We start from the raw sequence: 26,189 nt of genomic DNA on the forward strand, positions 1-26,189 counted from the left end.
CTAAACAAATGAATCCTATCGCTAAAATTACTAAGTAAAATTCCATTTCGCTTCTCCTCCTTACATCGCGAAGGTTATTAGCATAATGCTTTTTGTTTAATTTATTGAACTATCGTTTCCCGTTAGCGGAAAGAGCTATATTACCGTTAAAATTTGATTTCTATGATGATTGTCGTGATCGTTAAATTCGTGAATGATGTAAAGCAGAGAATAGGGTGTGCCAGTATGTGGGCAAATTTCTACTCCACCTGCAGTAACATGTTTAGCAGCAACGTCAGGCTCAGTTAAAAGTTTTTCAACCAGTTGAAGGCGAGTTTGTTTATATTCATCGAGCAGACGATCTTTAGAAATTCCCGATCTGGCGTATTCATACGCAATTTTGTTAAACGAATCGAAATCCGGAAATACCATTCCTTCTCCATTTTTAATCGCTGGGATGATCGTAGAGATAAGGTATGTATCCCAATTTTTAAGATGCGAAATTATTTCCCCTACTGATGCTTTTCCTTCAGCAATCGGTTGTAGCCATATGCTTTCGTTTACATCATGTAAGGTATCCGTCCACTCTGTAAATTCTTTATAACGAAGAATCGTATTTTCGCCTAAACTAATCATATTGGAACCTCCATTTTTATAGATAAAAATTCGGATAATCATTTCTGTTTAGAATAATAGCTCTCTTCAATACTACCGAATATACGTTCGGTAGTAAATGTGCTATATTTGAACTATCCTGCCCGTTAGCTTAATAGAAAGAAGGAGCAGCTGCCATGAACTGTAACCCGAAAGATAAACACTTTAGAAAAAGTGCCCGTCTTTCGGGTTACAGTTCACCATGGCAAAACTACTCCTTCTTTTGTTCAACTATCGTTCCCCGTTAGCGGAATGCCCACACTTTTACCTATGATACGGTTCTCCGCGCTGTCTGTAACGGCAAGTTTTTTCGCCCGCCGACTTTTAACGCATGGACTTCCACGGCAAAATCGCAAAGCCTTCAACTGGAAGCATATATTATGATCTTGTAACACACAAAGACCCCTTTCGCGAGCAATGTCATTAAGTTAAGCCCAGAGACACCACCGGGAAAAATGGAATCCGAAACGGCATGGGAAAAAGCCCTGTGCCGTTTGTTTTTTTATGCAAGCAAGGAAAAAGCGTACAGCAAACAAAGCGGATGGAATATCCTCTTAAAAAATGTTCATGGGAACCGAGTTATGCTACTCTGTAGACGAAGCTACCGTTATATTCAGAGATGCGTGAGGAAGTCCCTCCCCCCCCCATTATTCAGGTAGTGCTTTCTCATTTTATTAAAGACTAATAAGTGGCTTATTAAATGGAGACGATCGGTTCTGTGGCGTGTGTGAAAAGGGTGTTTCGCCCGTCAAAAGGAGGYCAAGATGAACGAAACAGCATTAGAGCTTCAGTTATTTGAGAACTTAAAGCCTGAGTTAACATCGTTCTGTTACAGAATGCTAGGATCCATCGATGACGCAGACGATGCTGTTCAGGAAACCTTTATTCGTGTTTGGCAAAGTTGGCATTCATTCAGGCAGGATTCCTCATTCAAAACATGGGTTTATCGTATTGCATCAAACTTATGCCTGGACAAGCTAAGACAAGCCAAACGCCGCACGCGTCCCGTTGACCTATCCGACCCAGCGGTACTCATCGTCGAACTCCGCGAAAAGTTTCCCGACTCAGCTTGGATTTGGCCTGCCCCTGATTTCTCGGGGAGTCCGGAAGATATTTTCATTCGCAAAGATACCCTTGAACTCTGTTTTATTACACTCTTACAGATCTTACCCCCCCGTCAACGTGCGGTTCTTATTTTGAAGGATGTATTCGAATGGTCCTCCAAACAGATCGCAGAAACTTTAGGAATATCGCCGGCAGCGGTTAACAGCGCCCTGCAAAGAGCCAGAGAAACGATGGACCGAGCGAAACTTCATTCTAACGAGTTTAGCATGATGGATGTCGAACCTGATCGTGAGCTGCTATCACGGTATGTGGAAGCCTTCGAACAATTTGATATCAATGCGCTGGTAGCGTTGTTTCATGAGGAAGGCCGTCTGTCAATGCCGCCTTTCGCAATGTGGGTACGCGGCAAAGACGATTTGTTCAAGTTTTTTGCGCTTACACGCTGGCATTGTGAGGGATCCCGGTTTTTGCCGATTACGGCGAATGGGGGTTATCCTGCTTTCGCACAGTATGTGCCAAGCGGTGAAGACTCCTWCTTGGTACCCTGGGGTATTCACATTATTGAAATAAAGGACAAGCAAATATACCACGTCCAAAATTTCATTAATACAAAATTATTTTCCCGATTTGGGCTWCCTGCACAAATACRCCGATGAATATCGTAATCTAATTTCGTCTAAATAAATGAGAAACAAAATTACGATTATCAAAGATAGAAAGGACGATAGTTCATGCGTAAAATCATTCTATTCATTCACAGTACTATTAATGGAGTTGTCACTGGCGACCCAAGCGAGGACAAAACCAACTGGGCAGTCTGGAGAAATAGCGCTGGCATTGAGGAAGGTTCTCAGTATCTATTAAATATTTTCGAGACAGCTGATACCATTTTGCTTGGCCGCGGAACCTACGAAGACCTCTCTAGAAAGTGGCCGACTATTCGAGGGTCCAAACGGGACGATGGAGGTTCAAGCCTGGGTGATAAGATAAACAACGCCCACAAACTAGTTGTAACAAGCGCCCGCCCGCTCGACAAGCTAAAATGGGGAGAATTTGAAGCTCCAAAACAATTGACCGGCAGTAATATAGAAGAGCAAATTAAGGACCTAAAAAATGGTGACGGTGGCGACATTGTTATTTTCGGTAGTCCAACGCTCGTGCGATCACTTGCAAACGCAAATCTTATTGACGAATATCAGATAGTCATGCACCCGGTTGTGGTCAACGTAGGTGAGCATTTGTTTGACAATTTTAATGAGCAGAAGGAATTCCATCTCGTGGACGTCAAAACACTTAAGGTTGGTTCCCTCTTGGTAACCTACAGACCCKCTAAAGCTTAGCTCAACCGGGCAGATCATTACTGTCAACACAWACAGCTACCCAGTTGATAATGTGCAATGGACCGTCTGTTAACACAGCACGCCGACAGGCAGCTCACCTTGACTACCTACGAAGGAACCTTTGATCAAAAACACGAACATACGCCCAGTGAGTGATCGCGCATGCTATGAAAAAGATTGATGTTATGTTGTCGCAAGCTTTAGCCTTTAGGCATATTCGTATCCAAAATGGCCAGGAAGCACATTTAGTTAACCCTTCAACGTGTTCAACTAATGATTCGGGGATGGTTTTGGCACTATATAGGTCGAAGACGTCCTGCCAAGTTTTAATGGTTCGCATGTAATCCCTCCTAAAAAAAATGACCCCCTCGAAAAGCAATGTCATTATGTAAAAATGGAATCCGAAACGGCATGGGAAAAAGCCCTGTGCCGTTTGTTTTTTTGTGCAAKCAAGGAAAAAGCGTACAGCAAACAAAGCGGATGGAATATCCGCTTAAAMAATGTTCATGGGAACCGAATTATGCTACTCTGTAGACGAAGCTAACAGATGATTTCGAGCGGATTTTGCGCGTATTCTTTTGMCCTGGGCGAATGGGTCGAATCGGCAAAATGTTTTTGCGAATCAGCGCTTCAACATCGGTCGGGGGTTCATCGTCCCGTGAACGCAGGAAATGTCTACAAACATGAACGGCAACCGTGAAGTTGACTTGGTAGGGGTGCCGTTTATCCATTTGGGAWATGATGACATGCGAGGTCATCATTTCAGCGAAGTTGTACATGATCATTCTTGCGAAAATCTCTTGGGTGATGGACTCTTGCTTCTTTGCGTGAAAATTCGCCAGRCCGACCGTGTATTTTAATGCCCTGAAAGAGTTTCAATGCCCCATCGCATGTTATAAATGGACTTGATTTCGTCGGGCGGGAAATTAGCAGCAGAAAGATCCGTAATGACGGTTTCATAAGCGCCACTCGGCAGGACRAAACGAACAACCCGAAAGGAAATCGGGTAAAACAAGTTCTCATGCAAATCCAAAAAATCAAATGTAGACGTGGAAGGGACGAACTTGTAAATCTCAGGATGAGCCTTGACTTCTTTGGTTTGTTTTTTGGTGAGTGTCAGATGAACGTCAATATCAAACGCTCCGCTAGAGGGCAAACGCAAGCCCGAAAGAATACCATTGGAATCCAAATCCTTTACCCGTATGACATAGTTCCACCCTTTGCGTGCAATATGCGCGAAATTGTTGTAACTTTCATAACCTCTATCAGGCCGTAACAATGGCATCCACGTAAAGTCTGTTGCATAAGTCATAGGCTGCATTCAAATGCAGAAGGTTAAAGCCTTTCGTGTTCGGTTGACTTTGAAAATAGGTATCCGTGTCCGTAGAGTCCGTTGCGATATGCAAATCCGAACCGTCAATGGCAAGTAATCGATACCCTCGGTAGTCCTTGATATCCTTATACGATTGCGTAAATTCGTGAAACAAGAATTCCATAGCAGACGGCAGGATTTTGTTCCTCTGTTGGACAAAAGCAAAAGTGGTTGCGGTGTTTGCGTCATAGCCCTGCGATTCCAAGAGTTCCTTATATATGCTGTTGCCCCCCATGGAGATCAGGAGTTGCATAACCGTTTCAAAGGGCAGCTTTTTCTTTCGTGTAAAATCTTTTTCAGGGTTTTTGACATAAGGTGCTGGTGCGGCTGACATTTCTCGTATGAGGGATGTCAGTGTTTCTTTTAGCGAATTTGCGTACACATTCATCGGCGTAACCTCCTCGTTTTTCAAGGGGCTTCGCCACACATTTCCATCTACTTGTCAAGTCCTATTTCTCTTTTTGGTGCAAAAAAAGAGCGGGCTATCTTTTCGATAACCTGCTCTTGTTCTTGATTTTTGGCCCTGCGCCTTAACTTAATGACATTGCTTTCGCGAGGGGTCTTTAACTTTTTACAGGAGGGATGGACACGCGAACCATCAACACCCGGCAGGACGTCGAAGACTTACGCCGGGACGAAGCCGCCAGCGCCATCCGTCTGAGCCGTTATTCCTATTGTACAACATCAACTACGAATTCCGCCCACGTTGTGGAAGCGAGGCCCCTACTTGAAGCCGCAATGTAAGACGGACTTAGGAGACTGACCAGGTAACTGCCGGGTTCGGTCAAGGTGAAGCTGCCGTTGAAAACACCGTTGTCCTGGATCTCGATCGTTGTCCTCTCCCCGCCAAGCGATTGATAGCCATCCCTAGAGCCGGGGACGAACTTGTAGATGTCCAAGCTCAATTGCTCGAAATTCAGATTCGGCTTCAAGAGGCTCCCTTCCACGGGAATCGTTTCGCCCGCCTTCACCTTTACGTAACCCGCCGGCGACGAGAGCTTCACATACGCCTGTCCGTCCCAAGTTACCTTCAGAGGAACTTCATTGTCGTCCGCCGTTCTCCTGATAATGTCGAAGCGAGCCATCCCCGTGGAACTTGTGGAGATGTTCAGCGGATTGCCTCCCAACCGGAGACTAAGCGTGAACTCCATCTGGTTGTACAACCGCCCGTCCATGGCGATGTCCCGCCCGGTCACCTTGCCGGTCGCGCCGCTCCAAGCTCCGCCTCCCAAAGCGACGAAAACTTGAGGCGCATTCATGTCCTTCTGATATAGCATCGTGAACGTCTCTTCCGCCCGTTCGGTCTCCCACATTGGTTTCAGCAGCTCGATGAATTTGTCGCTCCAGCTGATCTTCAGCTTGCCACCCGACATGGAGGCGTTCATCCCGAGAGTTCTTGACCATCTAGCAAGTACAGCTTTTCCGACCCGATCAGAAAAATCAACCCTTCGAACGAAGGCATCAGCTTCTTGTTCATCACGATCGTCGCTTGCCGCTTCGTCGGGTTCCACGTCACCGCTGCGGCAGCGCCGGAATCCCGAAGGACGCGCAGCGGAACGTAAGCGCGACCGTCCCGGATGATCGGCAGGTCCCCCGCCCACTTCTTGCCGTCCAGCGTTGCCCGCTTCCCCTTCACATCGAACGTCAGCTCGTGATTCACCCGGTAAATTTTGGCCATATTCCCTGCCGTTGCAGAATCCGATGCTTCAACTGTCTTGATGCCGGCAAAGCCGAACCAACCGATAGCAGCAACCAGCACAATCCGAACCCACCGCGAATTCACAATCCCATTCACCCTTCATCAGCTCCTCTCACGAGAATTAGACGCCATTTATGTAAATAAGTTCCATGCCCTAACAAAAAAAAGGACCTCAGACTCATCCGGGTCATGATCCCTTCACCGCCCCACCTACTGTCTGTCCACGATCGCCTGCACCCGACCGACCTGTCCGTCCTTCAGCCATACCTTGATCCCGTGCGGATGCTTCGCCGATTTCTTGAGCAGATCCTTCACCACTGGGCCAGTATTACTGGGAAGCCACATTGAAAGTAACGACCTTCGAGGGTGACACAACCCTCCTTACCACTACTACACCATCACGTTCAACAACCTCCGCTCAGGTGATCCCGTCGCAGTCAAGGTTAAGCGGACGGACTAAGCGGGAATATCCTGCGAGTTTTTCCGAAAAAACTTGCTGTTACTTATGATAAGGTTCACCGTAATGTATCCTAGCACAAAGTACGGTTTGACCACAGAATATACATCAACATATAAAGACAAAGAACCACTCTGATAATGGAGTGGTTTCTTGTCTTCAAATTATACTCGTAGACCTAATCGGTTAGCCAATCCTGTAGCAAACTCTTTTTGAGAGTCTAGCTTCAATTCGTTAAACACTCTTGCCATGCGTGCCTGTGCTTTTTCCATGTCACCTATTGAGCAATAGAGTACCGTTAAGTAATGGGGACTCTCGTAAATCCCATCTTTCTCACGTAACTCCATTACTCTGATTACATCGTTGATACTTTCAAATTGCCGAAGGTGAGGGAGTATATACTCTGTAATGTCTTTCATTATCATTCGTTTAAGTTGTTCAACGTTAGTATCGATAGTTAATCTGTACCAACTATCGTTTTTCGTTAGTTCAGTGCCACGAATCCGTAAAACTGAGTTTATTTCCATTGGAAAGGATGGTTTCGGATATAGATGAACTGTTCCGAATAATTTCTCTATATAAATGCCTGTATTGAAAAAGAACTCAACTTCATCTTGTGTATTCCACTTTGATGACTGAATGTTCACTGTCGCAGAGAAGTCAGAGCATACATGAGCAAAGTTATTGCCCTGCTTCTTAAACCCCTCTACCTTAAACAAGGGAGCTATGGTTTCTTTTACAACTTGCTTCAATACATTCTGCATAGTCACGCTAATCAATCCCCTTAGCGATAGAAACCTGCCTTCATTCGTCCATGTTGACACATTTATCAAATATAACTTCAAAATCTCCTTTGAATATTAGATGCTCAACCACTTCTTCAATGCGTTTACGACTACATTCATCCACCAGTACCATGTCACTCCCCCAAAAATACCTTCCTTGTAAACACTCTCCAGTTTGTTGATTCTTTTCTGCGAGAGTCTGTATGTTCTGGTATGTAAAAAATGAAGCAACCCATCTTGACCCGTCTTCAAATGGAATATTGCATGTCTTTCACTAAAATCGCTTCTTATCAGCTTATTCAAGGATTCAATTGTACCATATGTTGGAATTACGTGTAATCGTATCGCATCACAATTCATCCTTAGTCGGGCTGTAAAAGTGCTTACGACATTTACGAAAACGACATGTGCATAAATGATGTAAACCACCCCACCACATTCAAATGATTACTATGTGTCAAAAAGTATGCTCTTTGAAAGTTGAAACTTGAGTGTGGAAATATAGTGTCTATTACTCGTATTTTTATTTTGATATTTTCCAAAATTGATTCATGATTATTTGAAACACGAACTCAGTAAGCCAAGTTGACAATTTGTAAGATATTCCACGGTGACCCCTATCATAAATAACAGCTGTTTATTTCAACATGGCGCTCCATTAAACTGCCCGTTAGCGTAACGCGGCTGCCGATCTATGCCGGAGCCGCGTCTTAGTTGTTTATTGAGCTCTAGTTCCTCGTTAGCCATACATGCAGCGCTAACGCTGCACCACAGATGATGAAAACGGAGTACAGAATCCGTCAATACTACTACCATGGCTGGGAGAGGAAGGTCGATAACCTATGGTGCCTTAGAGCCCATCCGTTAGTCTGACTCCAACAATCACGGTGCATCACAGATTGTCGCTCCCTTCCGGGAAGCACTCGTGGGAGATTTATCCTACTCTGATTGTTGCACCAGCCTCTTATCCAATTAGCCGATGAGAGGACGTAATAAGAAGATGATGATGCTTGATGAAAATTGGAATGATTTACTCAATGCCTACAATTATCTTGCATTAGAGTATCGAAGAACTGATAAGTGGGATAACACTATGAGGCGGCTAAAGTAATATTTGGTGGCTTTGTTGCGTTTATGGGCAGAATAGCTGAATAAACAAATAGTAACAAAACCTCTATGGTACTATGAATTTTTAGTACTGTTGTCCGTAAAATTATACTTGTATACTTACTTAAAGAATAAATAGTGAAAGTAGAGGCGGAGTAAAAATGAAGGATAAAACAAAATATGTTATGCTCAATTCATTACTAATCGGAACATTGTTATTAAATTTATTAATATTTACTTCACGAATGAGATTTTTTCCTTGGTTTATAGAAGATGCTTGGGGCTATTTAGGGGTATTTGTAACTTCTCCAATATTGTTAGCCATTTTCCTTTTTCTTCATCATCTCCAAAAGAAGTATTCAGTGACTCATTTAAATAAATTCATTCCGCTTATTGCTATAACAGTTTCTCTTTTTGTTGTTTTTGTAAATGTCACTGATTTTTTAAATCTTTTTGCTCTTATTGTTAATGGAATTATGCTGGTAGTTGCTGTTGTTGTATTTAGTCAACATAAATTTGATAAGTAACATTTTTGGGATACCGCCACATGCCCATCAAGCTAAGAAAATACTACCCATCCAAAACGAAAAAAAGCTATTCTTTTCGGTACAATTACGAAAGGATAGCTTTTTTATATGAATTTTGGCATCACAGATGAACTTCATTTATTTTCACAGGAACTAGCCTTTAAAACAGATTCTAGGCATTATTCCAATTTCGCTGCCTTACCTTTACTTATTCAGGAGTTACCCTCCATAACCTCTCTGTTTTAGTTAATACTCCGGTTGGAATAGATTATCTGTCCCATGGATATTCATATGAGTTACATATATAATCGTACTAAAACTAAGTGGTTTCAAGATATAATCCAACATAAAAATGTATAATAGAACTGTTTCGAGGAGATCAAAATGTCATATATGAATATTCCATATCGTTTAGAAGAGAGTAATTTTTCGCTTTCCCAATTTATATCCATTTGGAAAGTCCAAGCAAATCATACCTATCAAACAACTAAAAGAAACGGTTTCGAAGCTCCAGGATTATTTATTACTTATGAAGGAAAAGGAACCTTAACTGTATTAGATGACATTTATGAACTACACGCAGGCACCTTTTTTTTCGTTCAGAATGATATTTCTTCTATGTATAAATGTAAAAATGAAGATTGGAAGTTCTATTTTCTTGATTTTAGCAGTATTGGCATTCTTAACTCTCTTCAGCTTCCTGTCTTTAAAGTTGTTACTACTGGTAAAATTGCTGAAGCCCTACAGCTTTGTGAACGATTAATTGACATCCTAATTGCCCAACCACTTGGATACGAATTTTCCGCCAACATACTGCTACAAGAAGTATTCCTTCTCTTTGCAAGGGAACAATCAATTTCAGCTAACTCTCGTCATACAGAGATAAACAAAATACTGATCTATATACATAGAAATATGGATAAACAGATTCGGATCGAAGATCTCATACAACTTAGTGGTTTGTCTCGTACATCATTCTTTACTCGTTTTCGTTCCACAACCGGGCTATCGCCAAGTAACTATATGTTAAAGCTAAAGCTAGAGTCGGCAAAGGTTTCCCTCGAAACAACAAACTTGACGGTCAAAGAAATTGCAGCGAACTTAAACTTTTATGACGAATTCCACTTTTCCAAGCTGTATAAGAAAAACTTTGGTATGTCTCCGAGTAAATCTCGCAGAATAAAAGATTCGGGACATTGAAATGTATACCGAAGACAATCACTTTGAATTCGGAGTTATTGGAGGATCTCATTCGTCGTTAATGAGGGTGTAACAAGAAGCGACTGAAAAAGCAATTTACTGCATTGCAACGAAATAAATACAGCCGGCCTCTAAAGAGGGCAGACTGTATTTGTTTAAAGTCTTGAATTGGATGGAATGATTCGAATATCCTTATCCAAATTGGCAAGCATCATGTAATTGCGATTGAAAGTAAAGATACGTTTTATCTGATAATAGGACATGGTCACAGCAGTGAATGCTTCACTGAGCGAGAATCGGAGCTCAGGCCTGTCCATGAGCAGTCTGCGCGATTCCTTTTCAAATTCGGGAATGCTAGAGATGACCTCCAGCTTGCCTTTACTCACTGCCTTATCAATTGCATTCAGAAAAAATTCTGCCTGTTGATAGCTGTATTCATTGCGAAGCCATTCGTGAAGATCAAATATAATTGAGTTGGTCGTCACGTAATTACGTTCCAGATCATGCAAATCCAGAAACAGGGAACGGGCTTTCACATAGCGGGGGTCTTCAGGGTTCATTAAAGCGGCTAAAGCCGTTTCATCCAAAAAAATTGTATCCTGAATGTTCAAGTAGTTATCCATATGTCAGCACTCCTTAATCCTCTAGTTTGCAAATACCATCCAAATATAGAAGAGGGTTATCTTCCTTTTGATCCACTGAGATGAGGGTTGATTCGTATGGGACGTTTGCCAGGTATTGGACAATGATTCTATTGACAATCGCTTGCACGGTCGTATGCTGCATATCGGCGATTGCTTTCAGCTCAACATAATATTGCGGATTGAGTTCTAAAGTGTCTTCTTCTTCATTTTTTGAAGAAATGAATTCGGAAGCGGTAGACTTCGCTTTTTCGATGAAGCGTTTGTAATTATTCACCATCGTTATTCACTCCTTATGTATGGCTATTATAAATATTCGTCGAATTTTGTCGATTTTAGGGGGTAATCTAGGGTGCAAAGCTAGCGTCCAGCTTCCTGAAGCATAGTAAAGGAAGAGCTCAAGCCCTCCAGGATAGTTGTTACTGCATCCGAACCTTGTCGCCATCCTGCAGCGGCTCGCTGCTCTCGACTATGATTTGTTCACGCTCGAATACACCTTCGGTTACGGCTGATACTTGCTCATTGGAATCAGTAACGGTAATAGACGTTCTTCGAATGTAATAGGTGTTGCCAAGCGGACCGCTTCGTTCTTCGATTTTAAATATATACTTTCCGCTGCCATCTTCATGGATGGCTTTATTGGATATCAATATCGCATCAGTAGATGTCGGTTTAGTCAGCTCCATCTGAACTCTATCGCCTCCCTTCAAACTCTCGTCTTGTATCGTGACCAGAATCCGCATCATCGGAGAATACAAGGTCGTGCCTTCACCTACGGAGCCTGTATCGATGGAATTTGCATATTCGATTTCTGCAATTTGGCCTTCGACTTGTTTAACATTATTTCCATTCACTTGAACATCAAGTTTTTCTCCTATCTCCAGCAGATCAGCTATATTGGCAGGGGCTAAAAACTCAAATCCAAGGCTTCCGCCCGAGATACGCACATCCGCTCCCCCATTTGATGAAATAAGGCCGTTTGTCGCGTTTACTTGCGTGACGATTCCGTCAAACGGAGCAACCAATTCGCGATTATTAGTCAAGTGTTCCTGTAACTTTTTTATTTTTCGTTGCTGGACTCCCATATCGATTTTACTCATCTCGATTACACGCTGGGCGCTGCGTATGCTCTCATCATCTCCGCTATGTACAGTCTCAATATAGCTACTCTCCAGTCCTTCCATTGTAAGCTTAAGCTTATCGAGACTCGCTTGTTCGTCCAGAATCTGTTGTTCCACGTCTGTACTTTCGTATAGAACCAGCTTCTGCCCTTTCTTCACAACCTCGCCTTCCTTAACCTCTACCCTCTTAACCTTCCACCCCGTACTATTCGTTAACGCTGCTTCTGTCATCCACTTTAAGATACCACTACCTTGAAACGTATGAAGAAGCTGTCCCCGACTCGGTTCTATTACAACAACCTTAGGTAGAGTCAGAGCCATCAGCGTGTTGCTAAGCAGCGTAAATACAATAAGGAGGCCAATAAGCAAACCAGAAAACATTCTAATCATTCGCTTACGTCCAGACCTCGTTTGTTCTGTATGTTGTAATTCCATTATGATCACCTCGCATATGATTATCCTTTAATTCCAGATAGTTGAATCCCTTCAACAAAGTAGGACTCTGCATATAAAAACAACAGCACCATTGGGGCCATATATAGAGCGGATGCAGCAAAAGCAACACCACGGTCACCTTCATTGATACGTGACAAAAATAGCGACAATGGCTGCTTGAATGAATCCTCAAGAAAAATAAGCGGCTGCTCGACCATATTCCAATTATCAACAAATAGCAATACAACCAGTGCTGCGATCCCAGGCTGAATGAGAGGAACGATTATCTTATAAAAGATCCTCAAATGTCCAGCTCCATCCATTTTGGCCGCTTCGATATATGAATATGGAATATGCAACATGAACTGTCTCAACATAAACACACCGAAAGCGCTGAAAACTCCCGGTAAGATAATTGCGTTTGTCGTGTTCATAAGTCCAAGCTTCTCTACAATAATGTAATTAGGAACCAACGTGACTTGAAATGGCATAAGCATAGTCATTAAATAAATGACAAACAACTTATCCCGCCCCCAGAATCGAAGCTTGGAAAAAGCATAAGCCGCCAGAGATGCGACTAGCACTTGCCCGGCGATGATCGGTGTGACCATAAATACAGAGTTCCAAAACATCTGGAGGAACATCGGTTTATGAACCAATACTTCCGCATATTGATTGAACGACAGCCAATCGGGAATCAGCTTCAAGTTAACATATCTGTCTTTCTCTCCGGCTGCAGTATCGATCATCTTGCCAATGGGATTATAGTTATGGTCAATCTCGCCTTCCGTCATCAACGAGTTTGTGACTGTGACCACAATAGGAAATAGCATCATCACGGCGATAACCCCCATCACCAACGTTAACGAAAACTTGCGAAATAAAACCAATGCTTTCACCTTCCCTATACTTAATCCATGAATTGCCGAAAACGACGTTCTATTGAAAGCATGACTGTCACACTGATTAGAATACAGCCTACCATCAGGGTGGCAGCGGCCGTTAGTTTCTGAATATCGAGTGATAGAAACATGTTGTTCATATAATGCTGCAGCATATAAATTCGATCATGCGGATAATCGCCAGCGATCAGATACGTTTCACGGAAAACTTTGAACGAATTAATAATGGACATTAAAACGACAAAAAACATGGTCGGAGTCAAATAGACAATCGTGATATTGATCAACTTATGAAATTTTCCCGAACCTTCGATATCCGCAGTTTCATAGTAATCCTTAGGAATACTTTGTAGCCCCGCCAAAAATAAAATGATGTTGTACCCAATATTTTTCCATATATATACGATAACCAACACGCCCATGGACCAATTTGATTTCATCCAGTCGATCCGTTCTATATGTATGCTCTCCATCCACAAATTCACTGTACCATTCCAATCGAATAAAATTTGCCATATCATTACAATGGATGCAACGGGTACGACAAGTGGCAATACAAAAGCGGTCTGCAGCCAATTCCGAATAAATAGTTTTTGATTTAGCAAAAGCGCAAATAATAAAGATAGAGCAACGATGAGCGGCACGCTTACACTGGTAAATAGCAATGTGTTTGTTGCCGCTTTACGAAAGGATCCGCTAGCATACAGCTGTTTATAATTTTCAAAACCGACAAAAGAGCCATCCACCGTGTTATCTTTGAATGAATAAAATACTCCCATGACAAACGGAATAAGATAAAAAATCGCGAAGCCTGCCAAGCTCGGCACCAAGAAGAGAGAAGCCACTGCCCAATCCTTGCGCAGCAGCTTCAATAGCTTGCCCCGATTACGCTTGCCCTCCATGTTAACACCTCCAAAATCCACTTCTAATGAGAAAATGAACCCTGAATTTTCGTTCAAGGTTCATTCCGAGCACTTGGTTATTCATTCAAGGAAAGGTTATTCATTCAAGAAAGTTTTCACTCTATTTTGAATCAACTTCGCCACTACCTCTGCTGATTTCTGTCCACTGAAATAGGCTTTGGATTCTTCTGAAATGATCTCTTCGACCTTAGAAGGCTTGAATGCAACGGGATGAATTGCTCCAAAAACGAATTGATCTAATCCTTGAATATCTTTTGCTGTTACCTCAAATATCTTGCCTTTCATAGCTCCCATTTCTTGATCAGACTTAACGGTCCCTTCCTTTAATAGTTGCTGCTTTTGCTTCTCATATAAGCTTTTATTTAAAGGAAAACCCGTTCTTGGAGCTGACATCTCATCAGACAACATAAATTTAAGAAAATCCCATGCTTCCTCTTTGACAGAAGACTTCTCATTGATACCAATGGTTGCGTACGGTCTAAAATAACCTCCAGTTTGCTGACCATTTGCATTTGGCTTGGCGTACAGCTTGGATTTAAATTCATAGCCCTTCAGATTATATTCACTTTGCTTTAATTCACGAATATAATCAGTGGGTGAAACAATAGAAACCGTTCTGAATAGAGGGTGTACTTGTTCCTCAGTGATAATGTGTTCGTCGGACAAGGACTTTACTTGCTGGAGTAATTTAGTAAAGGTATCCGAATCGAAACTCACCTTTCCATTGACCTCATCTACAAACGTCGGGTATTGATCTTTAACCATTTCATTTAATAAAGCATCCGGTGAACTAAACACTCCATATTGGCCACTTTTCTCTCCAAACTTCATTAGTTGTCTGATCGCATCGGTATATTGACTCCAATTCCAAGTCTTGTCGTCGAACTTCACCTCGCTTTTCTCAATCAATGTCTGGTCTCCTATCAGACCATACACAAAGAAATACAAGGGCATCCCATAAACTCCGCCGTTACTCTTTACATTGTCCAAAATGTTGTTGAAATACTGCTCTTTCTTAAAAGATGGGTCCTTCTCTATTATTTCGCTCATATTGGCTAACATATGCTTTTTTACATAGTTTTCGACTGGCAATTGATCCATTTCAATCAGATCAGGACCTTTACCTGATAAAATAGCAGTGTTCGTCGTTTTGATGAATTTCTCAGAAGCCGCTTGCCCTTCTGCACCATCACCACTCTCTATATACTTAAGCTCAATCGTGATATTAGGATGCTTAGCTTCGTATTGCTTCTTAGCTTCCTTAAACAATTCGTAATGATAAAGTGTAGAGAACACAATGGTTTTCTTCTCTCCACTCGATTTCGTTCCTTCCGTATTTTTTCTGTCGGGTTCTGGTGATTCCGTTAATTCTGTCTTTTTTCCATCGGGCACTTTTTCTGTCCTATCATTGTTTGGTGTTTGCACTGTATTCCCATTGTCCGCACGGCTGCAGGCAGCGACAGAGATCATGAGTATAATAGTTACCATAATTAACAATATTTTTTTCATATGTATTCTTCCTTCCTATTTCTAATCTTCTCTATCCATGAAATACTTTTTAATCCCTTTCACAATGGCTCCGGCTGTTCGATTCTGATGCATATCATTGAGCATATTCATTTCATCGCTCCGGTTCGTAAGGAACCCCACCTCCAGCAAAACAGCGAGATTGTTGCTGGTCGTCAGTACCTTCCAGCCTTCCTTTTTCACACCGCGATCCTTGAATCCTGTAGACTCTGCTAGTTGCTCGTGCACCTCGCGTGCGAACGGAAGACTTTCGTCTGCATAATAATACGTTTCGGTGCCAGATACGTCAGGATCCGTGTATGTGTTCCCATGAATAGAGACAAACGCATCTGCATCGAGATCGATTGCAATTTGGGCGCGATCTTCCAGACCGACAAAGCTGTTATCCGTACGTGTCATATACGCCTCGAACATCGGCTCCTTCTGGAGTAAGTCAAGAACCTTCATGGACAGCTCGAGCGAGTACGCCTGCTCCATGTTGCCGCTGACTCCTTCTGCGCCGGGATCCTTGCCTCCATGCCCCGCATCAATCACGATTTTGTAGCGTTGGGATACTTCATGTGGCGTTACCTCATTCTTGTTCGGCCAAACTGCCGACTCCGCAGAAGATGTGTCTCGATTCGCCAAAATCGGGGATAAAAATAGCTCATATATCAACCAGACCATTCCCATCAAAGCGACGACGATTATTAAAAATATCGCTTGACGGCGTTGAAGCTGTTTTCTACTTATCCTTATCATGCTGTCTCGCTTCCTTCTCCCTCAGATATCGATTAATGAAACCGTATAGATGGGCATTTACACTAATCGTCCCTCTTCCATATCACGGCGGTACTCTATCAGTATAGTAAGCGAATATATGATAAGTTAGATGGACTTGTATTGAAGTTGTAAAGTTTGAATTCAACCAACCGATCAGCACAAAAAAACCAGCTGCGGCTGCAGCTGGCACTGGTTCTGTTAATCAACTTATGACCTTGAAAAATAACTAAGTATCGCCATCACTTCTTTACTGAATCCAACCACTTGCTTCGTTCTAGAATTAATCATGATACTATATTTTAATGATTGGTTGTCCTTGCTCATATAATATATTTCTGCTACGATGCCATAGCGGATATCTTTCTCATTTAGGACTAGATCCGACAAGGAATAACTTCCCTTGTCCTGAATAAACTGATTAGCGATCTCGATTACCCCATCCACTATCACATTTGGTTCTTTAACGTCATAAACAACCTGTGGGATCTGATCTGCTTTGAAAATTTTAATTACGTCGCCATCTTTGGCATTCAAAACAATATCATAGACTTCATTGTGATCAGCCGAAAGGGTCAGAGTCATGTAAAACAGACCGTTAGGATATTTATTCAGCTCCGTTTTGACATCAAACTTGAACCCCTGATTATTCTTAGGTTGCGGATCAACGCCGTAAGCAACCCTATCCAGTAAATCTTTAAGCTCCTTCTGATCTATAGCCATCAACTCGAACTGGACCATGTCAATAGTCAGCTTCTTGTTAAAATACTTATTGACCGCATTTAAGCTGAGCGTCTTCACAGCATCCTGAGAAAGAACACCTTCGTATTTTACTTCGTTGCTTTTGTGCTCTTTGGGTATTTTTTTTACCATGACGGTGTCCTTTTCGATCGCGTTGAACAATCCCCCGCACCCCGTCGTCAGGAACATGAATACCGCACATACGATAACCATAATGAGCTTATTCATGAATTCATCCCGCCTTTCGGACCCATTTGTTCGAAAATAACTCCAATCTTCGTGCCCTGATTTTCTTTACTGCTCACTTCGATGACGGCATTGTGTATGCTCGCTACGCTTTGACAAATCGAGAGACCTAAGCCCGTACCATTGTAGCTTCTCGTTCTAGCTTTATCCGCCATGTAGAACGGTTCAAAAATTTTGTCCCCATGCTCTTTGCCAATACCGATGCCTTGATCGATCACTTCAAGAATATACCGGCTGTCACGCCAGTAAGTACGTAGGATGATGCTCTGTTGTTCGGCAGAAGCCTTAAGCGCATTGTCGACGAGATTGAAGATCAGAATTTTGATCAAATCCTTTTCTAGTAGCAGCTTGCCCTCTTCGCAATCCGTAACGATCGAAACCTGCTTCTCCTTGGCCATCATCTCCAATGCAGGTTCGATCTCGGCGATAATGGCTCCCAAATCATGCTCCTCCATCTGGAAATGCTCCTCCTGAAGTGATATCAAATCCATTAGCTTGAGCGAAAGTGATTCTAGTCGCTTTCCTTCTGAGTAAATGACATTCAACCCATCCAGAAACCGTTCTTCGTTATATTTGGTCGTCCGCAGGAAATTTGCATATCCGATAATCGACGTCAGCGGCGTTTTTAATTCATGAGTAAAATTATTGATGAACCTTTGCTTCTCTTGATTGTGCCGCTCAAGCTCATTGATTGTATTCTCGACAACTGAAGCCATATCATTAAAATTGCTTGCCAATACGCCTATTTCATCCTTTGATTTCAGCCTAACACGTTCCGAAAAACCGCCCTGCGCAATGACTTGAGCCGTTCGGTTGAGTCGATCGATCGGCTTCGTCAGCCCTTTGCTCACGAAAAACATTATAAGCATATAGAGGAAGCATGCGGCCAAATCAACTTTTACGAAAAAACCGTACTGATCCACGCGATCCTCATACAAGGGAGTAACGTCTTTCATGTAAGTGAACACATATCGTTTATTATTAATATTCGTAATGTTCGATGTGAATAATATCGTATGCTGACCGATATCCCGCAAAATGTAATTAATTTCGTCCTCGGCAAGCTTGTCCAATTCCTCGCGATGCGTCGGCATTTTGAAATCGGTATTGCTGTAGATCAACTGGTTCGTTTCGTTTGTAATTTCCAAATAGACAGGTTGGTCGCTATTCTTCTCAACAAATTCATTGGCGATATTGGTTAATACCGTTTTCTCGTAATCGATAGAATCATAGATACGAAGGATCGGAACAATCGCATCTACGCTGGAATGAATGCTCATATTCTGGCTTAACGCGTTGTTGATTTCCTGCCCCAGCATTTTTTTATGGCTCCGCTCAATGACCATAAAGGAAGCTGCATTAAAGATGATTGCAAAGACCAGAAAAGAGTACAAATAAATTTTTTGCCAAAATTTCATCGATCAATCCTCCAGCCGGTAACCGATTTTGTAAATCGTCTTGATATGATCCTGAAGCTGAAGCTTCTTACGCACCGATTTGATATGCATATCGACCGTTCTCGTTTCGCCGTAATAGTCGCCCCCCCATACTTTATCGATGAACTGCTCTCTGGAGAGGGCGATGTTCTTATTTTTCAGCAGTACGACAATTAACTCGTATTCCTTCGGGGTCAGTTCGACTGGCTCCCCCAGTAGGGTCACTTCTCGTTTGTCCAAATCTATTAGAATGTTTTGAAACTGCATCACGCGTTCTTCTTTGCCGTATCTTCGCAATACGGTTTCAATCCTGGCCAGCAGTTCAATCCCTTCAAAGGGCTTGACCATGTAGTCATCGGCCCCCAGCTTCAGTCCGTTGACTTTGTCGTATACCGAGTTTTTTGCCGTCAGGAAAATGACCGGTATGTGGTAGGGTTGAATTTTCTCCATCAACGCAAATCCATCGAGCAGCGGAATCATAACGTCGAGCAGGATGAGATCGAACTTCTCTTGCTTTACCGCCTCAAGCGCCGCCAAGCCGTCATACACTTCAGTTGTCGCGTAGTTCACAATGTTAAGAGTCATTTTAATGATTTGGGATATATGGATATCATCTTCAACGATCAAAATCTTTTTTTGCATATTTAGAAATCTCCTAATCAAATTGTCAGACTAAGCTTATCACAGCAATTCATAGTTTTCACTCATCGGCTATCATTTCTTACTTTACTTGAAGTACATTGCACATTGTCACGAATATTTGCCGATAAAATAAAAAAACCGCGATTTACGCGGTAATTAATCGGTACGAATATAGATTCGCTCCTCCGTATCCAGGTTGTAATAAACTCGCTGCTTCTCATGCGTAACCGGATCTATGCTAACTTCCTCCGTGCGGATAAACCCATTGGGAATAACCCCAGACTTTCTTTTTTTGTAGCGTTTATCTCCGGAATCAAAGCGGGCCATCACAATGGCGTTTGCGCCCATTGCCTGAGCGTTTTGTACCAAGCGGTCCATGGATTCTTTCCGTAGATCCTCTAGCAACGAAGTGAACTGTTTGATTTCGCCTCCCACCAAACCTTTGAATGCTGCTTTGATGTCAGCGCCAAGCCCGCGACTCCTAACAATCAGTCCAAAGCACATCCCTTTGACTTCTTTGACTTTATATCCCGGAATGTTTTCGGTCGTAACAACGATCATATGTATACTCCACCTTATTTGTTCAACTATAGTTTCCTGTTAGTTGAACGTTGTATGTCACGAATGTTCTTCCATGAAATGAGTTTCATGTTTTCCTTTTTTAAAAGCTGTATTATATCTAAATCACAGAGTAAGCGGAATTCAATTTCCCTTTCCATATAACAGTTTGTTAATCGTTTCAATTCTTCAGTAATAATAGAGGGATGAACTGTTAACTGAGTGATACCAGGCTTTAGATTTTCGACCATAGTTATAAACTGCGCCTTCACTGTCTCGTACTCTGGATTCGTGCTAAGGCAATAGGGAAGAGAAATCATATCATCAATGAGTAAAATACCGCGCCTATCCGCCGAAGAAATTATTTCCGAAAACCTTTCCTTTTGCTCTTCATTTATAAACGGTTGCATTAGTATCCTTCTAGGCAAATTGAAGGGAAGTTGATACTCTTGACAAAGATCCAATACAATTTCTAAGAAATCACGTCCGGTGCATATACCCAAAATACTCCCTGCATGACTGTCAAGATGAGTGGGATCAATCCCTTGAGAAATCGCATATGTAATTTGAGCTCGTAATTCAAGCCTAACCTCATGGTTTCACGATCCTTATGGTTTCACTTAAATGATCTGAAATGACCATCCCCTTAAAAACAGCCGTTGTTTCCGATGTCCCATCTTTGTAATGAATGGTGATCGGATATGTGACCTCACCTCCTATATTACGGCATGTCTGAAAACGACAAACACACATAAGACCCGTAAGATGGCCGCTTCATTCGCGAAGTGGTCATCCTTACGGGTCATTGGGTTAATTTAAGGACTATTGTTTTGAACGTTTCTTGGAAGAAATCTTAGCATGTTTCCTGCTCTTCACACTTGAAACCATAACATTTTTCACTGTATGCGTATAATGGTGCTGATAAACAGGACAACAATGATGTTGCTTCACCGTTTCAATATTTTGGATGACGTTTACAAGTTGAGGATGGTAGTAGTCCTCGTATTGCGTAATTGGAGGATCATACATCGTTTGCGTTGGACAATCGGGACAAAATTCAGATTCATTCATGCCGCCTACATTGCCTATATTATTGTAATCATTACGGTTCACAGTAATTATCCCCTTCCTGTTTTGGAATACACCATATTGTATTCGCAAAAAGGAATTACGACCTGTACACTTGACCCGGAAGGCTATGGCCTTCCATATTTTCGTGGTATGGAGGACAAGATAAATACCGTGTACCGATTTTTGCATGTATTCACACTTAACAAGCTAGTGTGAGGATAGATGAGCGATTAGGATGGAAATTGTACATTCAAACAGACGATATTACCATTTTCAACGTGTTTGAATGGAAAAGATACAATCAAATAGGCAGTTAGAGGCTCTTTATCTGGATAACAAGTGATTAGGCTGTATGAAATACAGGCTGGGACAAATACATCGATGTTTAAGTGGATCTGATTGTATAAAATACAGTCAAATCACTTATGAATCGGTGAAAGGATGCTTGTTTATTAGCTTTACTAAGAAAAGGATTAGCTGCCGTAGCAAACCGATCCCTTTTTGTTCAAATTAATTCTACATGTCTTTGTCCTTGTTCGGCACACGATTTTCATCAGCCAACCTTGGCTCCATGAGAAAGTGAAAACAGTACAGCTTGCTCACTATCCATTCTCATACCTGAAATGGTGAATGTTTTAAAATCCACTCCTTCCAATTTAGCCCCTCTTACATCAGCACCTTGCAGCTTCACTTTTGCTAGTATCGCCATAGTCAAATCACAATCTCTTAAATCGGCTTTTTCTAGATTGGCTCCTGACAAGTCTGCTTCAAAAAATTTAACCCCACGTAAGTCCTGTCTAGCTAAGTTGGTATGTCTCAAATTGGTATAGGACCAGTTGCCTTGAAAAATGGTGATCCCATCCATGCTCGAGCCTGAGAAGTCTGAACCAGTCATTTTGCAGTTTTCAAATTTCGAAACAAAAAGATTAGCTCCGTTAAAGTTGCAATTCTCAAACGCGGATTCTTTATGAATAGAGCCATTTAACAAGGCTCCACGAAAATCACACGCAATGAAACGACAGTTGCTGGATGTAATCTCATCTAGTGATCCGTTAGAAAACGAGCAACCATTAAATGTGCAGCTTATTAGCTCACCATACCTTAAATCTTGATTGCTAAAGTTTATTCCTTCATAATTTTGATTTATATGCTGAAACATTAGATGCCTCCTATGTATGCTAGCAAGCAAGCTAGTTATTTGGATTCTTGACCTTTTCCCCTAATATAACATACGGCTGTCAAGTACCGTCCGAGCACAGTTAAAAGTCAAGCGCTTTATTTTTCATAACTCTTAATACTTCCGTCCTTAATTTCCCACTAGAATAAACCATTATATTCTGATATTCTCATAGAGGAAATTTTTTCAACTAAGAGAGGAACATCAATATGAAAAACCTTTATTTTCGCAGCTCGATCTTCTTACTTTTATTCGCACTTCTGATTTATCCTCTTCATTCTGTACAAGTGAAAGCCGCAGAGCTTACTCCTTTGGAAAACTACTTTCCGACAGACATTGAAGAGCACTGGGCTTTATACGAGCTGGACAACTTTGTGAACGCAGATTTATTACGAGGTTATGTGGATAATGAAGGAATTGTAACGCTAAAACCAAACGATTCCATAAGCCGCGCGGAGTTTGTTTCGATTTTGGTTCGTGCATTAGGTTTAACAAGCGATGTGCCTGGAACGACTTTTACTGACGTTGAGCAAGGAAAATGGTACTCCGATTCTATTCGTATTGCCAGCTCCTTAGGCATTGTTAATGGTATTAATGAAACAAAATTCGGTCCAAATCAAAATATTAAACGCGGTGAAATCGCAACAATGGTCGTTAGAGCCTTTTCTTCATCGGTAAAATTTGAAGGAGAAATTAAGCTATTTAAAGATGTACCCGAATACTACGCTAAATCATCCATTATTAAGGCAAGTCAAGCTGGGATTGTTCGAGGCATAACCGAAACAGAGTTCAAGCCTTTTGCCAATGCGAAACGAGCTGAAGCTGTTGTCATGTTGCAGCGTGCGTTAGATTTGCAAGCTAGTTCATTACCTGAAGATGGTCTACTCACAACTGTAGTTTTAGATTCAGAAGAACAAGAAAATCAAGTAATCAAAGATAAAACATACGATCAATTAAGTGATGTATATGCAAAATTTTATACCGGTTTTTATTTAGCGTTTAATCATTCCTATTCCGAAGAACTAATTGCTCTTGTAAACGAAGGTTATGAAATTGAAATGGATAAAATCAGTGAGCAGAAACTTACGGTCATTAATAAAACAGATCGATTTGCCATGATTGAGTCAACCGGTGGAAGCTACAAAGTAACAACCACTATAGCTAACGACCAAAACATAGAAACAGTAGCAACCGACGGTATTTACTATTTGAAGAAAATGAACGACAACAGCTGGAAAATCTACATGTACTTTAATAATGAGCAGCAATAACCGAGCTTAAGCTTTTGATAGATTTCAAATATAAAAGGAGTGTGAGCTACTATAGTTCACGCTCCTTTTTTTCATACTTTATTATTAAAAACCACATTATTTCGATCCTTTTCCCTCAAGCTTGCAACCATTCCCGCCAAAGCTTGCGCTTCAAAGGGGGGACCAAAATAGCAGGCTATATCACAATAAAAATACTGATTGCAGGATTCGATATATTGCTTGCATGCTTCCGTAAGAGGAAGATACTTATAAATTCATATACATTAAAAAAAGAGCTACCCGAAGGTAGCTCCTGCTTGGCTTCAGTATGACAGCCATCTTTCAATCGATCCAGCGGATCGCACGCACTTATTATTGCATTTGCATTTCTTTTGTCGGTCCCATCACGCCCGGCACCGTCAAACCCGCCTGACGAAGTAGAACCGTCATTTGACCGCGATGATGCGTTTGGTGGTCGATGAACTGGCGCAAAAACTTGCCACGTGGCGTAAGCCCCATGAATCCGTTAATTTCTTCAGTCATTTGCTCATCGTTCAGCTTCTTCGCCTCTACACTATAAGCTTCGATAATCGCTTCGTACTTCTCCACGATCTCCGCCATATGGTCCGGCACCTTCGCGCCGCGCTCAACGCCCGGAATTTGCAAGCCAGCGAAGTGACCGAACGCTCCCGCCGATCCTACCAAATGCCAAGCCAACCAGCCCAGCGAGTTATGTCCTTCTACGATCGCCGTATTCATCTTATCGTCTGTGATTGCCTTCATAACCGCCAGCGTGCCAGCCGATGATGACGTCCATTCTTCCAAAAAGTCTTCTACTTTACGGTACATGTATTATTCGCCTCCCAAATGAGTCTCCGTTCTATTCTAATACGATTGGGACGTAAATTCAAACGGATGGAGACGAATCAAACTATCGCTTAATCTCTCATTTTATTATCGTCCTATTTCTTCTACATACTTACGAATGAAATAGGCAGGCGTGCAGCTCCTGCGTGGCAATAACTATTGATCAAATTGCTACCGTATGGAGAATTTTTTTTATCTGATGGTTGGAAGACTTCCCAGAATGTATCCGCCCCAATATGCTCTAATCTGTTCAAAGGCTGTCATCGGCCTGATCACAGGATTCACTTCATATAGGCGGTCTAACAGTTCGGCTAGCTCCTCCGTCACCGAAGCGCCCGTGCCGCCTGTTGCTCCTACGACAATCACATTTTCCATAGGAATCACCTCTTTCTCATTTGTGATTGATCAATCACTAACTTAAAACCAATTTATCACGCAATTATTGATCAGTCAATCACAATTTTTGAAATGCCTGTCACTATCCTCACTTCCCCATCAACTCGGGCATGTCCAACGCTGCCGAAATATTGCATAACATTCCACGGGCTAGAAATAGTAACGTCCGTTCTTCCGCATTCGGAACGCCGGCTGCGCGATAAGCGTCCAAAACCATTTGGCGGACTTCCCCGAATCCATTTCGCATCGCTTGCCGGATTGATTCTTCTCGGATCGTCTGAGCCTGCATCTGAAGCAGCATTTCATTTTGGTAGGTGTCCAGAATATCCTCGTAGGCCCGGACCAGTTTGGTCTCCAATTGTTCGGCCGAAGTGGACTCCACGACCTCGCGGAAGGAATCGATCACTCGCGTCCAAGATACCTCAAGCGCCGTCAGCAATAACGCTTCTTTTGTAGAGAAAAAACGAAAAACGTATGGCTGCGATATTTTGGCCCTTTCCGCAACTTGTGCCGTTGTTGCCCGGAAGTATCCGATCTCTGCGAATACCTCGATTGCCGCTGAAATGATGTCTGATTTACGATTTACCGAGGTCGTCTCGAGTTTTGTCATCGGAATGTCGCCTCCTTAACATATTAGTGTTTCATCGCTTGTATAACGAGTATATACGAACAATAGCATAGAAGCAACGCGTCAATCTAGACAAGGAGATGCTTCACAATTCAATACCAATCGCTTCAAGAATTCCTGGTGTGTCATTTATAACCAGCACATTCGCTCGACTTACCCTTCCTATTTAAGTGATTCTTTTTTTGCAGCTTGATTGGAGATTTGAATTCGATTATCCATGCTTCCCTCTTGCTATTTCTGGGATTGTTGCATCTGTGCTTTCTGCTGCCGCATCTAATTATTTGCGTTGTTGGTGTACCCTACTGTGAATAACGAAATTGTAATGAACATTAGGTGAAAACCTCTTATGCTCATTTTTTCATAAGTACCTCTTCCCTTTCGGTATAAGAGGAATCCTGACAAATACGGGAACCATCTACTTTAGTTACCACCAAGCAGCTGTAGCAATAAATACAGGTTCTTGTCCTAATTCGGCAAACGATATATGTTCTTGTCTTGGGTCCAAGACAAGCAAACGTGGATTTGTATCATGGCAGTAACCGCAGTCACTTTGCAGAGCTACTACAGGAGCACGAGGACATACAGTTAAGCAGTTCCAGCGCGAGACGGATTCTGCTTGCCAAAGGACTTAAGCAAACAGCTTGGGAAAGACATTCGACACGAGCTGCTTGAGAAGATTACAAA

Annotated in this window: 27 protein-coding genes and 4 pseudogenes; 6 read left to right on the forward strand and 25 right to left on the reverse strand. The window is 42.1% G+C overall.

The genetic code is table 11. From position 1 onward, the window contains the following. Positions 1-135: 135 nt before the first annotated feature. Positions 136-615 (reverse strand): DinB family protein, encoded by a 480-nt coding sequence (locus tag AC1DWN_RS08070; protein ID WP_477558388.1) that lies wholly within the window; start codon positions 613-615, stop codon positions 136-138. A 779-nt stretch (positions 616-1,394) separates the two neighbouring features. On the opposite strand from AC1DWN_RS08070, the pseudogene AC1DWN_RS08075 reads away from it, so the two are divergent. Both AC1DWN_RS08075 and AC1DWN_RS08080 read left to right on the forward strand, forming a co-directional pair. After that, positions 1,395-2,354 (forward strand): annotated as a pseudogene (locus AC1DWN_RS08075) (sigma-70 family RNA polymerase sigma factor); the annotation flags it as partial. 75 nt (positions 2,355-2,429) lie between these two features. After that, positions 2,430-3,038 carry a dihydrofolate reductase family protein gene (locus tag AC1DWN_RS08080; RefSeq protein ID WP_477558389.1) on the forward strand — a complete coding sequence of 203 codons (609 nt, stop codon included), beginning with the start codon at positions 2,430-2,432 and terminating at the stop codon, positions 3,036-3,038. A gap of 518 nt (positions 3,039-3,556) precedes the next feature. On the opposite strand, the gene AC1DWN_RS08085 is transcribed toward AC1DWN_RS08080, so the two are convergent. From AC1DWN_RS08085 to AC1DWN_RS08115, 7 genes are all read right to left on the reverse strand, one after another. Continuing rightward, positions 3,557-3,823 carry a hypothetical protein gene (locus AC1DWN_RS08085; RefSeq protein WP_477558390.1) on the reverse strand — a complete coding sequence of 89 codons (267 nt, stop codon included), beginning with the start codon at positions 3,821-3,823 and terminating at the stop codon, positions 3,557-3,559. A gap of 71 nt (positions 3,824-3,894) precedes the next feature. Beyond that, a complete protein-coding gene (locus AC1DWN_RS08090) occupies positions 3,895-4,323 on the reverse strand; it encodes a transposase (protein ID WP_477558391.1) in 429 nt (142 codons plus the stop codon). After that, positions 4,304-4,798: a hypothetical protein gene (locus AC1DWN_RS08095; RefSeq protein ID WP_477558392.1), complete on the reverse strand. Its 495-nt coding sequence runs from the start codon at positions 4,796-4,798 to the stop codon at positions 4,304-4,306. The genes AC1DWN_RS08090 and AC1DWN_RS08095 overlap by 20 nt, the downstream gene beginning before the upstream one ends. A gap of 283 nt (positions 4,799-5,081) precedes the next feature. Then, the gene (locus AC1DWN_RS08100; protein ID WP_477558393.1) at positions 5,082-5,783 is read right to left on the reverse strand and encodes a hypothetical protein; all 702 of its coding nucleotides are present in this window, start codon (positions 5,781-5,783) and stop codon (positions 5,082-5,084) included. 8 nt (positions 5,784-5,791) lie between these two features. Then, positions 5,792-6,205 (reverse strand): stalk domain-containing protein, encoded by a 414-nt coding sequence (locus tag AC1DWN_RS08105; protein WP_477558394.1) that lies wholly within the window; start codon positions 6,203-6,205, stop codon positions 5,792-5,794. A gap of 114 nt (positions 6,206-6,319) precedes the next feature. Continuing rightward, complete coding sequence (locus tag AC1DWN_RS08110) at positions 6,320-6,484, reverse strand: DUF2196 domain-containing protein (RefSeq protein WP_477558395.1); 165 nt, start codon at positions 6,482-6,484, stop codon at positions 6,320-6,322. 246 nt (positions 6,485-6,730) lie between these two features. After that, entirely contained in the window at positions 6,731-7,330 is a 600-nt protein-coding gene (locus AC1DWN_RS08115; protein WP_477558418.1) for a DUF4304 domain-containing protein, read from the reverse strand. Positions 7,331-8,619: 1,289 nt separating this feature from the next. Here AC1DWN_RS08115 and AC1DWN_RS08120 point away from each other — a divergent pair. Both AC1DWN_RS08120 and AC1DWN_RS08125 read left to right on the forward strand, forming a co-directional pair. Continuing rightward, the gene (locus AC1DWN_RS08120; protein WP_477558396.1) at positions 8,620-8,985 is read left to right on the forward strand and encodes a hypothetical protein; all 366 of its coding nucleotides are present in this window, start codon (positions 8,620-8,622) and stop codon (positions 8,983-8,985) included. 384 nt (positions 8,986-9,369) lie between these two features. Next, complete coding sequence (locus AC1DWN_RS08125) at positions 9,370-10,185, forward strand: AraC family transcriptional regulator (RefSeq protein WP_477558397.1); 816 nt, start codon at positions 9,370-9,372, stop codon at positions 10,183-10,185. A gap of 155 nt (positions 10,186-10,340) precedes the next feature. Here the strand turns inward: AC1DWN_RS08125 and AC1DWN_RS08130 are convergent, their stop codons facing one another. The 14 genes and pseudogenes from AC1DWN_RS08130 to AC1DWN_RS08195 form a co-directional block, all read right to left on the reverse strand. Continuing rightward, positions 10,341-10,808: a type II toxin-antitoxin system VapC family toxin gene (locus AC1DWN_RS08130; RefSeq protein ID WP_477558398.1), complete on the reverse strand. Its 468-nt coding sequence runs from the start codon at positions 10,806-10,808 to the stop codon at positions 10,341-10,343. 13 nt (positions 10,809-10,821) lie between these two features. Further along, the gene (locus AC1DWN_RS08135; RefSeq protein WP_477558399.1) at positions 10,822-11,106 is read right to left on the reverse strand and encodes a hypothetical protein; all 285 of its coding nucleotides are present in this window, start codon (positions 11,104-11,106) and stop codon (positions 10,822-10,824) included. A gap of 139 nt (positions 11,107-11,245) precedes the next feature. Beyond that, the gene (locus AC1DWN_RS08140) at positions 11,246-12,382 is read right to left on the reverse strand and encodes an efflux RND transporter periplasmic adaptor subunit (RefSeq protein ID WP_477558400.1); all 1,137 of its coding nucleotides are present in this window, start codon (positions 12,380-12,382) and stop codon (positions 11,246-11,248) included. A gap of 20 nt (positions 12,383-12,402) precedes the next feature. Further along, the gene (locus tag AC1DWN_RS08145) at positions 12,403-13,218 is read right to left on the reverse strand and encodes a carbohydrate ABC transporter permease (RefSeq protein WP_477558419.1); all 816 of its coding nucleotides are present in this window, start codon (positions 13,216-13,218) and stop codon (positions 12,403-12,405) included. A gap of 74 nt (positions 13,219-13,292) precedes the next feature. Beyond that, positions 13,293-14,186 (reverse strand): carbohydrate ABC transporter permease, encoded by an 894-nt coding sequence (locus tag AC1DWN_RS08150; protein WP_477558401.1) that lies wholly within the window; start codon positions 14,184-14,186, stop codon positions 13,293-13,295. A 96-nt stretch (positions 14,187-14,282) separates the two neighbouring features. After that, entirely contained in the window at positions 14,283-15,716 is a 1,434-nt protein-coding gene (locus AC1DWN_RS08155) for an ABC transporter substrate-binding protein (RefSeq protein WP_477558402.1), read from the reverse strand. A 21-nt stretch (positions 15,717-15,737) separates the two neighbouring features. Continuing rightward, complete coding sequence (locus AC1DWN_RS08160) at positions 15,738-16,475, reverse strand: N-acetylmuramoyl-L-alanine amidase family protein (RefSeq protein WP_477558403.1); 738 nt, start codon at positions 16,473-16,475, stop codon at positions 15,738-15,740. A gap of 228 nt (positions 16,476-16,703) precedes the next feature. Beyond that, on the reverse strand, positions 16,704-17,462 hold the full coding sequence (locus tag AC1DWN_RS08165; protein ID WP_477558404.1) for a hypothetical protein: 759 nt from the start codon (positions 17,460-17,462) through the stop codon (positions 16,704-16,706). Then, positions 17,459-18,898, reverse strand: a complete 1,440-nt coding sequence (locus tag AC1DWN_RS08170) for a sensor histidine kinase (protein ID WP_477558405.1) — start codon at positions 18,896-18,898, stop codon at positions 17,459-17,461. The genes AC1DWN_RS08165 and AC1DWN_RS08170 overlap by 4 nt, the downstream gene beginning before the upstream one ends. A 3-nt stretch (positions 18,899-18,901) precedes the next feature. Further along, on the reverse strand, positions 18,902-19,558 hold the full coding sequence (locus tag AC1DWN_RS08175) for a response regulator transcription factor (protein WP_477558406.1): 657 nt from the start codon (positions 19,556-19,558) through the stop codon (positions 18,902-18,904). 303 nt (positions 19,559-19,861) lie between these two features. After that, positions 19,862-20,119 (reverse strand): annotated as a pseudogene (locus AC1DWN_RS08180) (heavy metal-binding domain-containing protein); the annotation flags it as partial. Positions 20,120-20,145: 26 nt separating this feature from the next. Next, a pseudogene (locus AC1DWN_RS08185) lies at positions 20,146-20,700 on the reverse strand (ChbG/HpnK family deacetylase); the annotation flags it as partial. 238 nt (positions 20,701-20,938) lie between these two features. Then, on the reverse strand, positions 20,939-21,229 hold the full coding sequence (locus tag AC1DWN_RS08190) for a hypothetical protein (protein WP_477558407.1): 291 nt from the start codon (positions 21,227-21,229) through the stop codon (positions 20,939-20,941). A gap of 511 nt (positions 21,230-21,740) precedes the next feature. Next, complete coding sequence (locus AC1DWN_RS08195; protein ID WP_477558408.1) at positions 21,741-22,346, reverse strand: pentapeptide repeat-containing protein; 606 nt, start codon at positions 22,344-22,346, stop codon at positions 21,741-21,743. 227 nt (positions 22,347-22,573) lie between these two features. Between AC1DWN_RS08195 and AC1DWN_RS08200 the strand changes: the two genes are divergently transcribed. Beyond that, entirely contained in the window at positions 22,574-23,635 is a 1,062-nt protein-coding gene (locus tag AC1DWN_RS08200; protein ID WP_477558409.1) for an S-layer homology domain-containing protein, read from the forward strand. A 351-nt stretch (positions 23,636-23,986) separates the two neighbouring features. On the opposite strand, the gene AC1DWN_RS08205 is transcribed toward AC1DWN_RS08200, so the two are convergent. The 3 genes from AC1DWN_RS08205 to AC1DWN_RS08215 form a co-directional block, all read right to left on the reverse strand. Further along, entirely contained in the window at positions 23,987-24,463 is a 477-nt protein-coding gene (locus tag AC1DWN_RS08205; protein WP_477558410.1) for a DinB family protein, read from the reverse strand. A 210-nt stretch (positions 24,464-24,673) separates the two neighbouring features. Further along, a complete protein-coding gene (locus AC1DWN_RS08210; RefSeq protein WP_477558411.1) occupies positions 24,674-24,856 on the reverse strand; it encodes a hypothetical protein in 183 nt (60 codons plus the stop codon). Positions 24,857-24,965: 109 nt separating this feature from the next. Beyond that, positions 24,966-25,487 carry a TetR/AcrR family transcriptional regulator gene (locus tag AC1DWN_RS08215; protein WP_477558412.1) on the reverse strand — a complete coding sequence of 174 codons (522 nt, stop codon included), beginning with the start codon at positions 25,485-25,487 and terminating at the stop codon, positions 24,966-24,968. Between the two features lie 543 nt (positions 25,488-26,030). Here AC1DWN_RS08215 and AC1DWN_RS08220 point away from each other — a divergent pair. Further along, positions 26,031-26,162 (forward strand): annotated as a pseudogene (locus tag AC1DWN_RS08220) (ISNCY family transposase); the annotation flags it as partial. Between the last annotated feature and the right edge of the window lie 27 nt (positions 26,163-26,189).

The sequence above is a fragment of the Paenibacillus sp. P4_A7 genome, from assembly GCF_056402455.1.

Bases quoted from the DNA above. Each gene is read 5' to 3' on its own strand.
- AC1DWN_RS08215 (WP_477558412.1), bottom strand. From the start codon at position 25,487: ATGACAAAACTCGAGACGACCTCGGTAAATCGTAAATCAGACATCATT.
- AC1DWN_RS08195 (WP_477558408.1), bottom strand. From the start codon at position 22,346: ATGTTTCAGCATATAAATCAAAATTATGAAGGAATAAACTTTAGCAAT.
- AC1DWN_RS08175 (WP_477558406.1), bottom strand. From the start codon at position 19,558: ATGCAAAAAAAGATTTTGATCGTTGAAGATGATATCCATATATCCCAA.
- AC1DWN_RS08070 (WP_477558388.1), bottom strand. From the start codon at position 615: ATGATTAGTTTAGGCGAAAATACGATTCTTCGTTATAAAGAATTTACA.
- AC1DWN_RS08165 (WP_477558404.1), bottom strand. From the start codon at position 17,462: ATGAATAAGCTCATTATGGTTATCGTATGTGCGGTATTCATGTTCCTG.
- AC1DWN_RS08100 (WP_477558393.1), bottom strand. From the start codon at position 5,783: ATGTCGGGTGGCAAGCTGAAGATCAGCTGGAGCGACAAATTCATCGAG.
- AC1DWN_RS08160 (WP_477558403.1), bottom strand. From the start codon at position 16,475: ATGATAAGGATAAGTAGAAAACAGCTTCAACGCCGTCAAGCGATATTT.
- AC1DWN_RS08210 (WP_477558411.1), bottom strand. From the start codon at position 24,856: ATGGAAAATGTGATTGTCGTAGGAGCAACAGGCGGCACGGGCGCTTCG.
- AC1DWN_RS08115 (WP_477558418.1), bottom strand. From the start codon at position 7,330: ATGCAGAATGTATTGAAGCAAGTTGTAAAAGAAACCATAGCTCCCTTG.
- AC1DWN_RS08155 (WP_477558402.1), bottom strand. From the start codon at position 15,716: ATGAAAAAAATATTGTTAATTATGGTAACTATTATACTCATGATCTCT.
- AC1DWN_RS08125 (WP_477558397.1), top strand. From the start codon at position 9,370: ATGTCATATATGAATATTCCATATCGTTTAGAAGAGAGTAATTTTTCG.
- AC1DWN_RS08205 (WP_477558410.1), bottom strand. From the start codon at position 24,463: ATGTACCGTAAAGTAGAAGACTTTTTGGAAGAATGGACGTCATCATCG.
- AC1DWN_RS08140 (WP_477558400.1), bottom strand. From the start codon at position 12,382: ATGGAATTACAACATACAGAACAAACGAGGTCTGGACGTAAGCGAATG.
- AC1DWN_RS08150 (WP_477558401.1), bottom strand. From the start codon at position 14,186: ATGGAGGGCAAGCGTAATCGGGGCAAGCTATTGAAGCTGCTGCGCAAG.
- AC1DWN_RS08170 (WP_477558405.1), bottom strand. From the start codon at position 18,898: ATGAAATTTTGGCAAAAAATTTATTTGTACTCTTTTCTGGTCTTTGCA.
- AC1DWN_RS08200 (WP_477558409.1), top strand. From the start codon at position 22,574: ATGAAAAACCTTTATTTTCGCAGCTCGATCTTCTTACTTTTATTCGCA.
- AC1DWN_RS08135 (WP_477558399.1), bottom strand. From the start codon at position 11,106: ATGGTGAATAATTACAAACGCTTCATCGAAAAAGCGAAGTCTACCGCT.
- AC1DWN_RS08120 (WP_477558396.1), top strand. From the start codon at position 8,620: ATGAAGGATAAAACAAAATATGTTATGCTCAATTCATTACTAATCGGA.
- AC1DWN_RS08095 (WP_477558392.1), bottom strand. From the start codon at position 4,798: ATGAATGTGTACGCAAATTCGCTAAAAGAAACACTGACATCCCTCATA.
- AC1DWN_RS08130 (WP_477558398.1), bottom strand. From the start codon at position 10,808: ATGGATAACTACTTGAACATTCAGGATACAATTTTTTTGGATGAAACG.
- AC1DWN_RS08145 (WP_477558419.1), bottom strand. From the start codon at position 13,218: ATGATGCTATTTCCTATTGTGGTCACAGTCACAAACTCGTTGATGACG.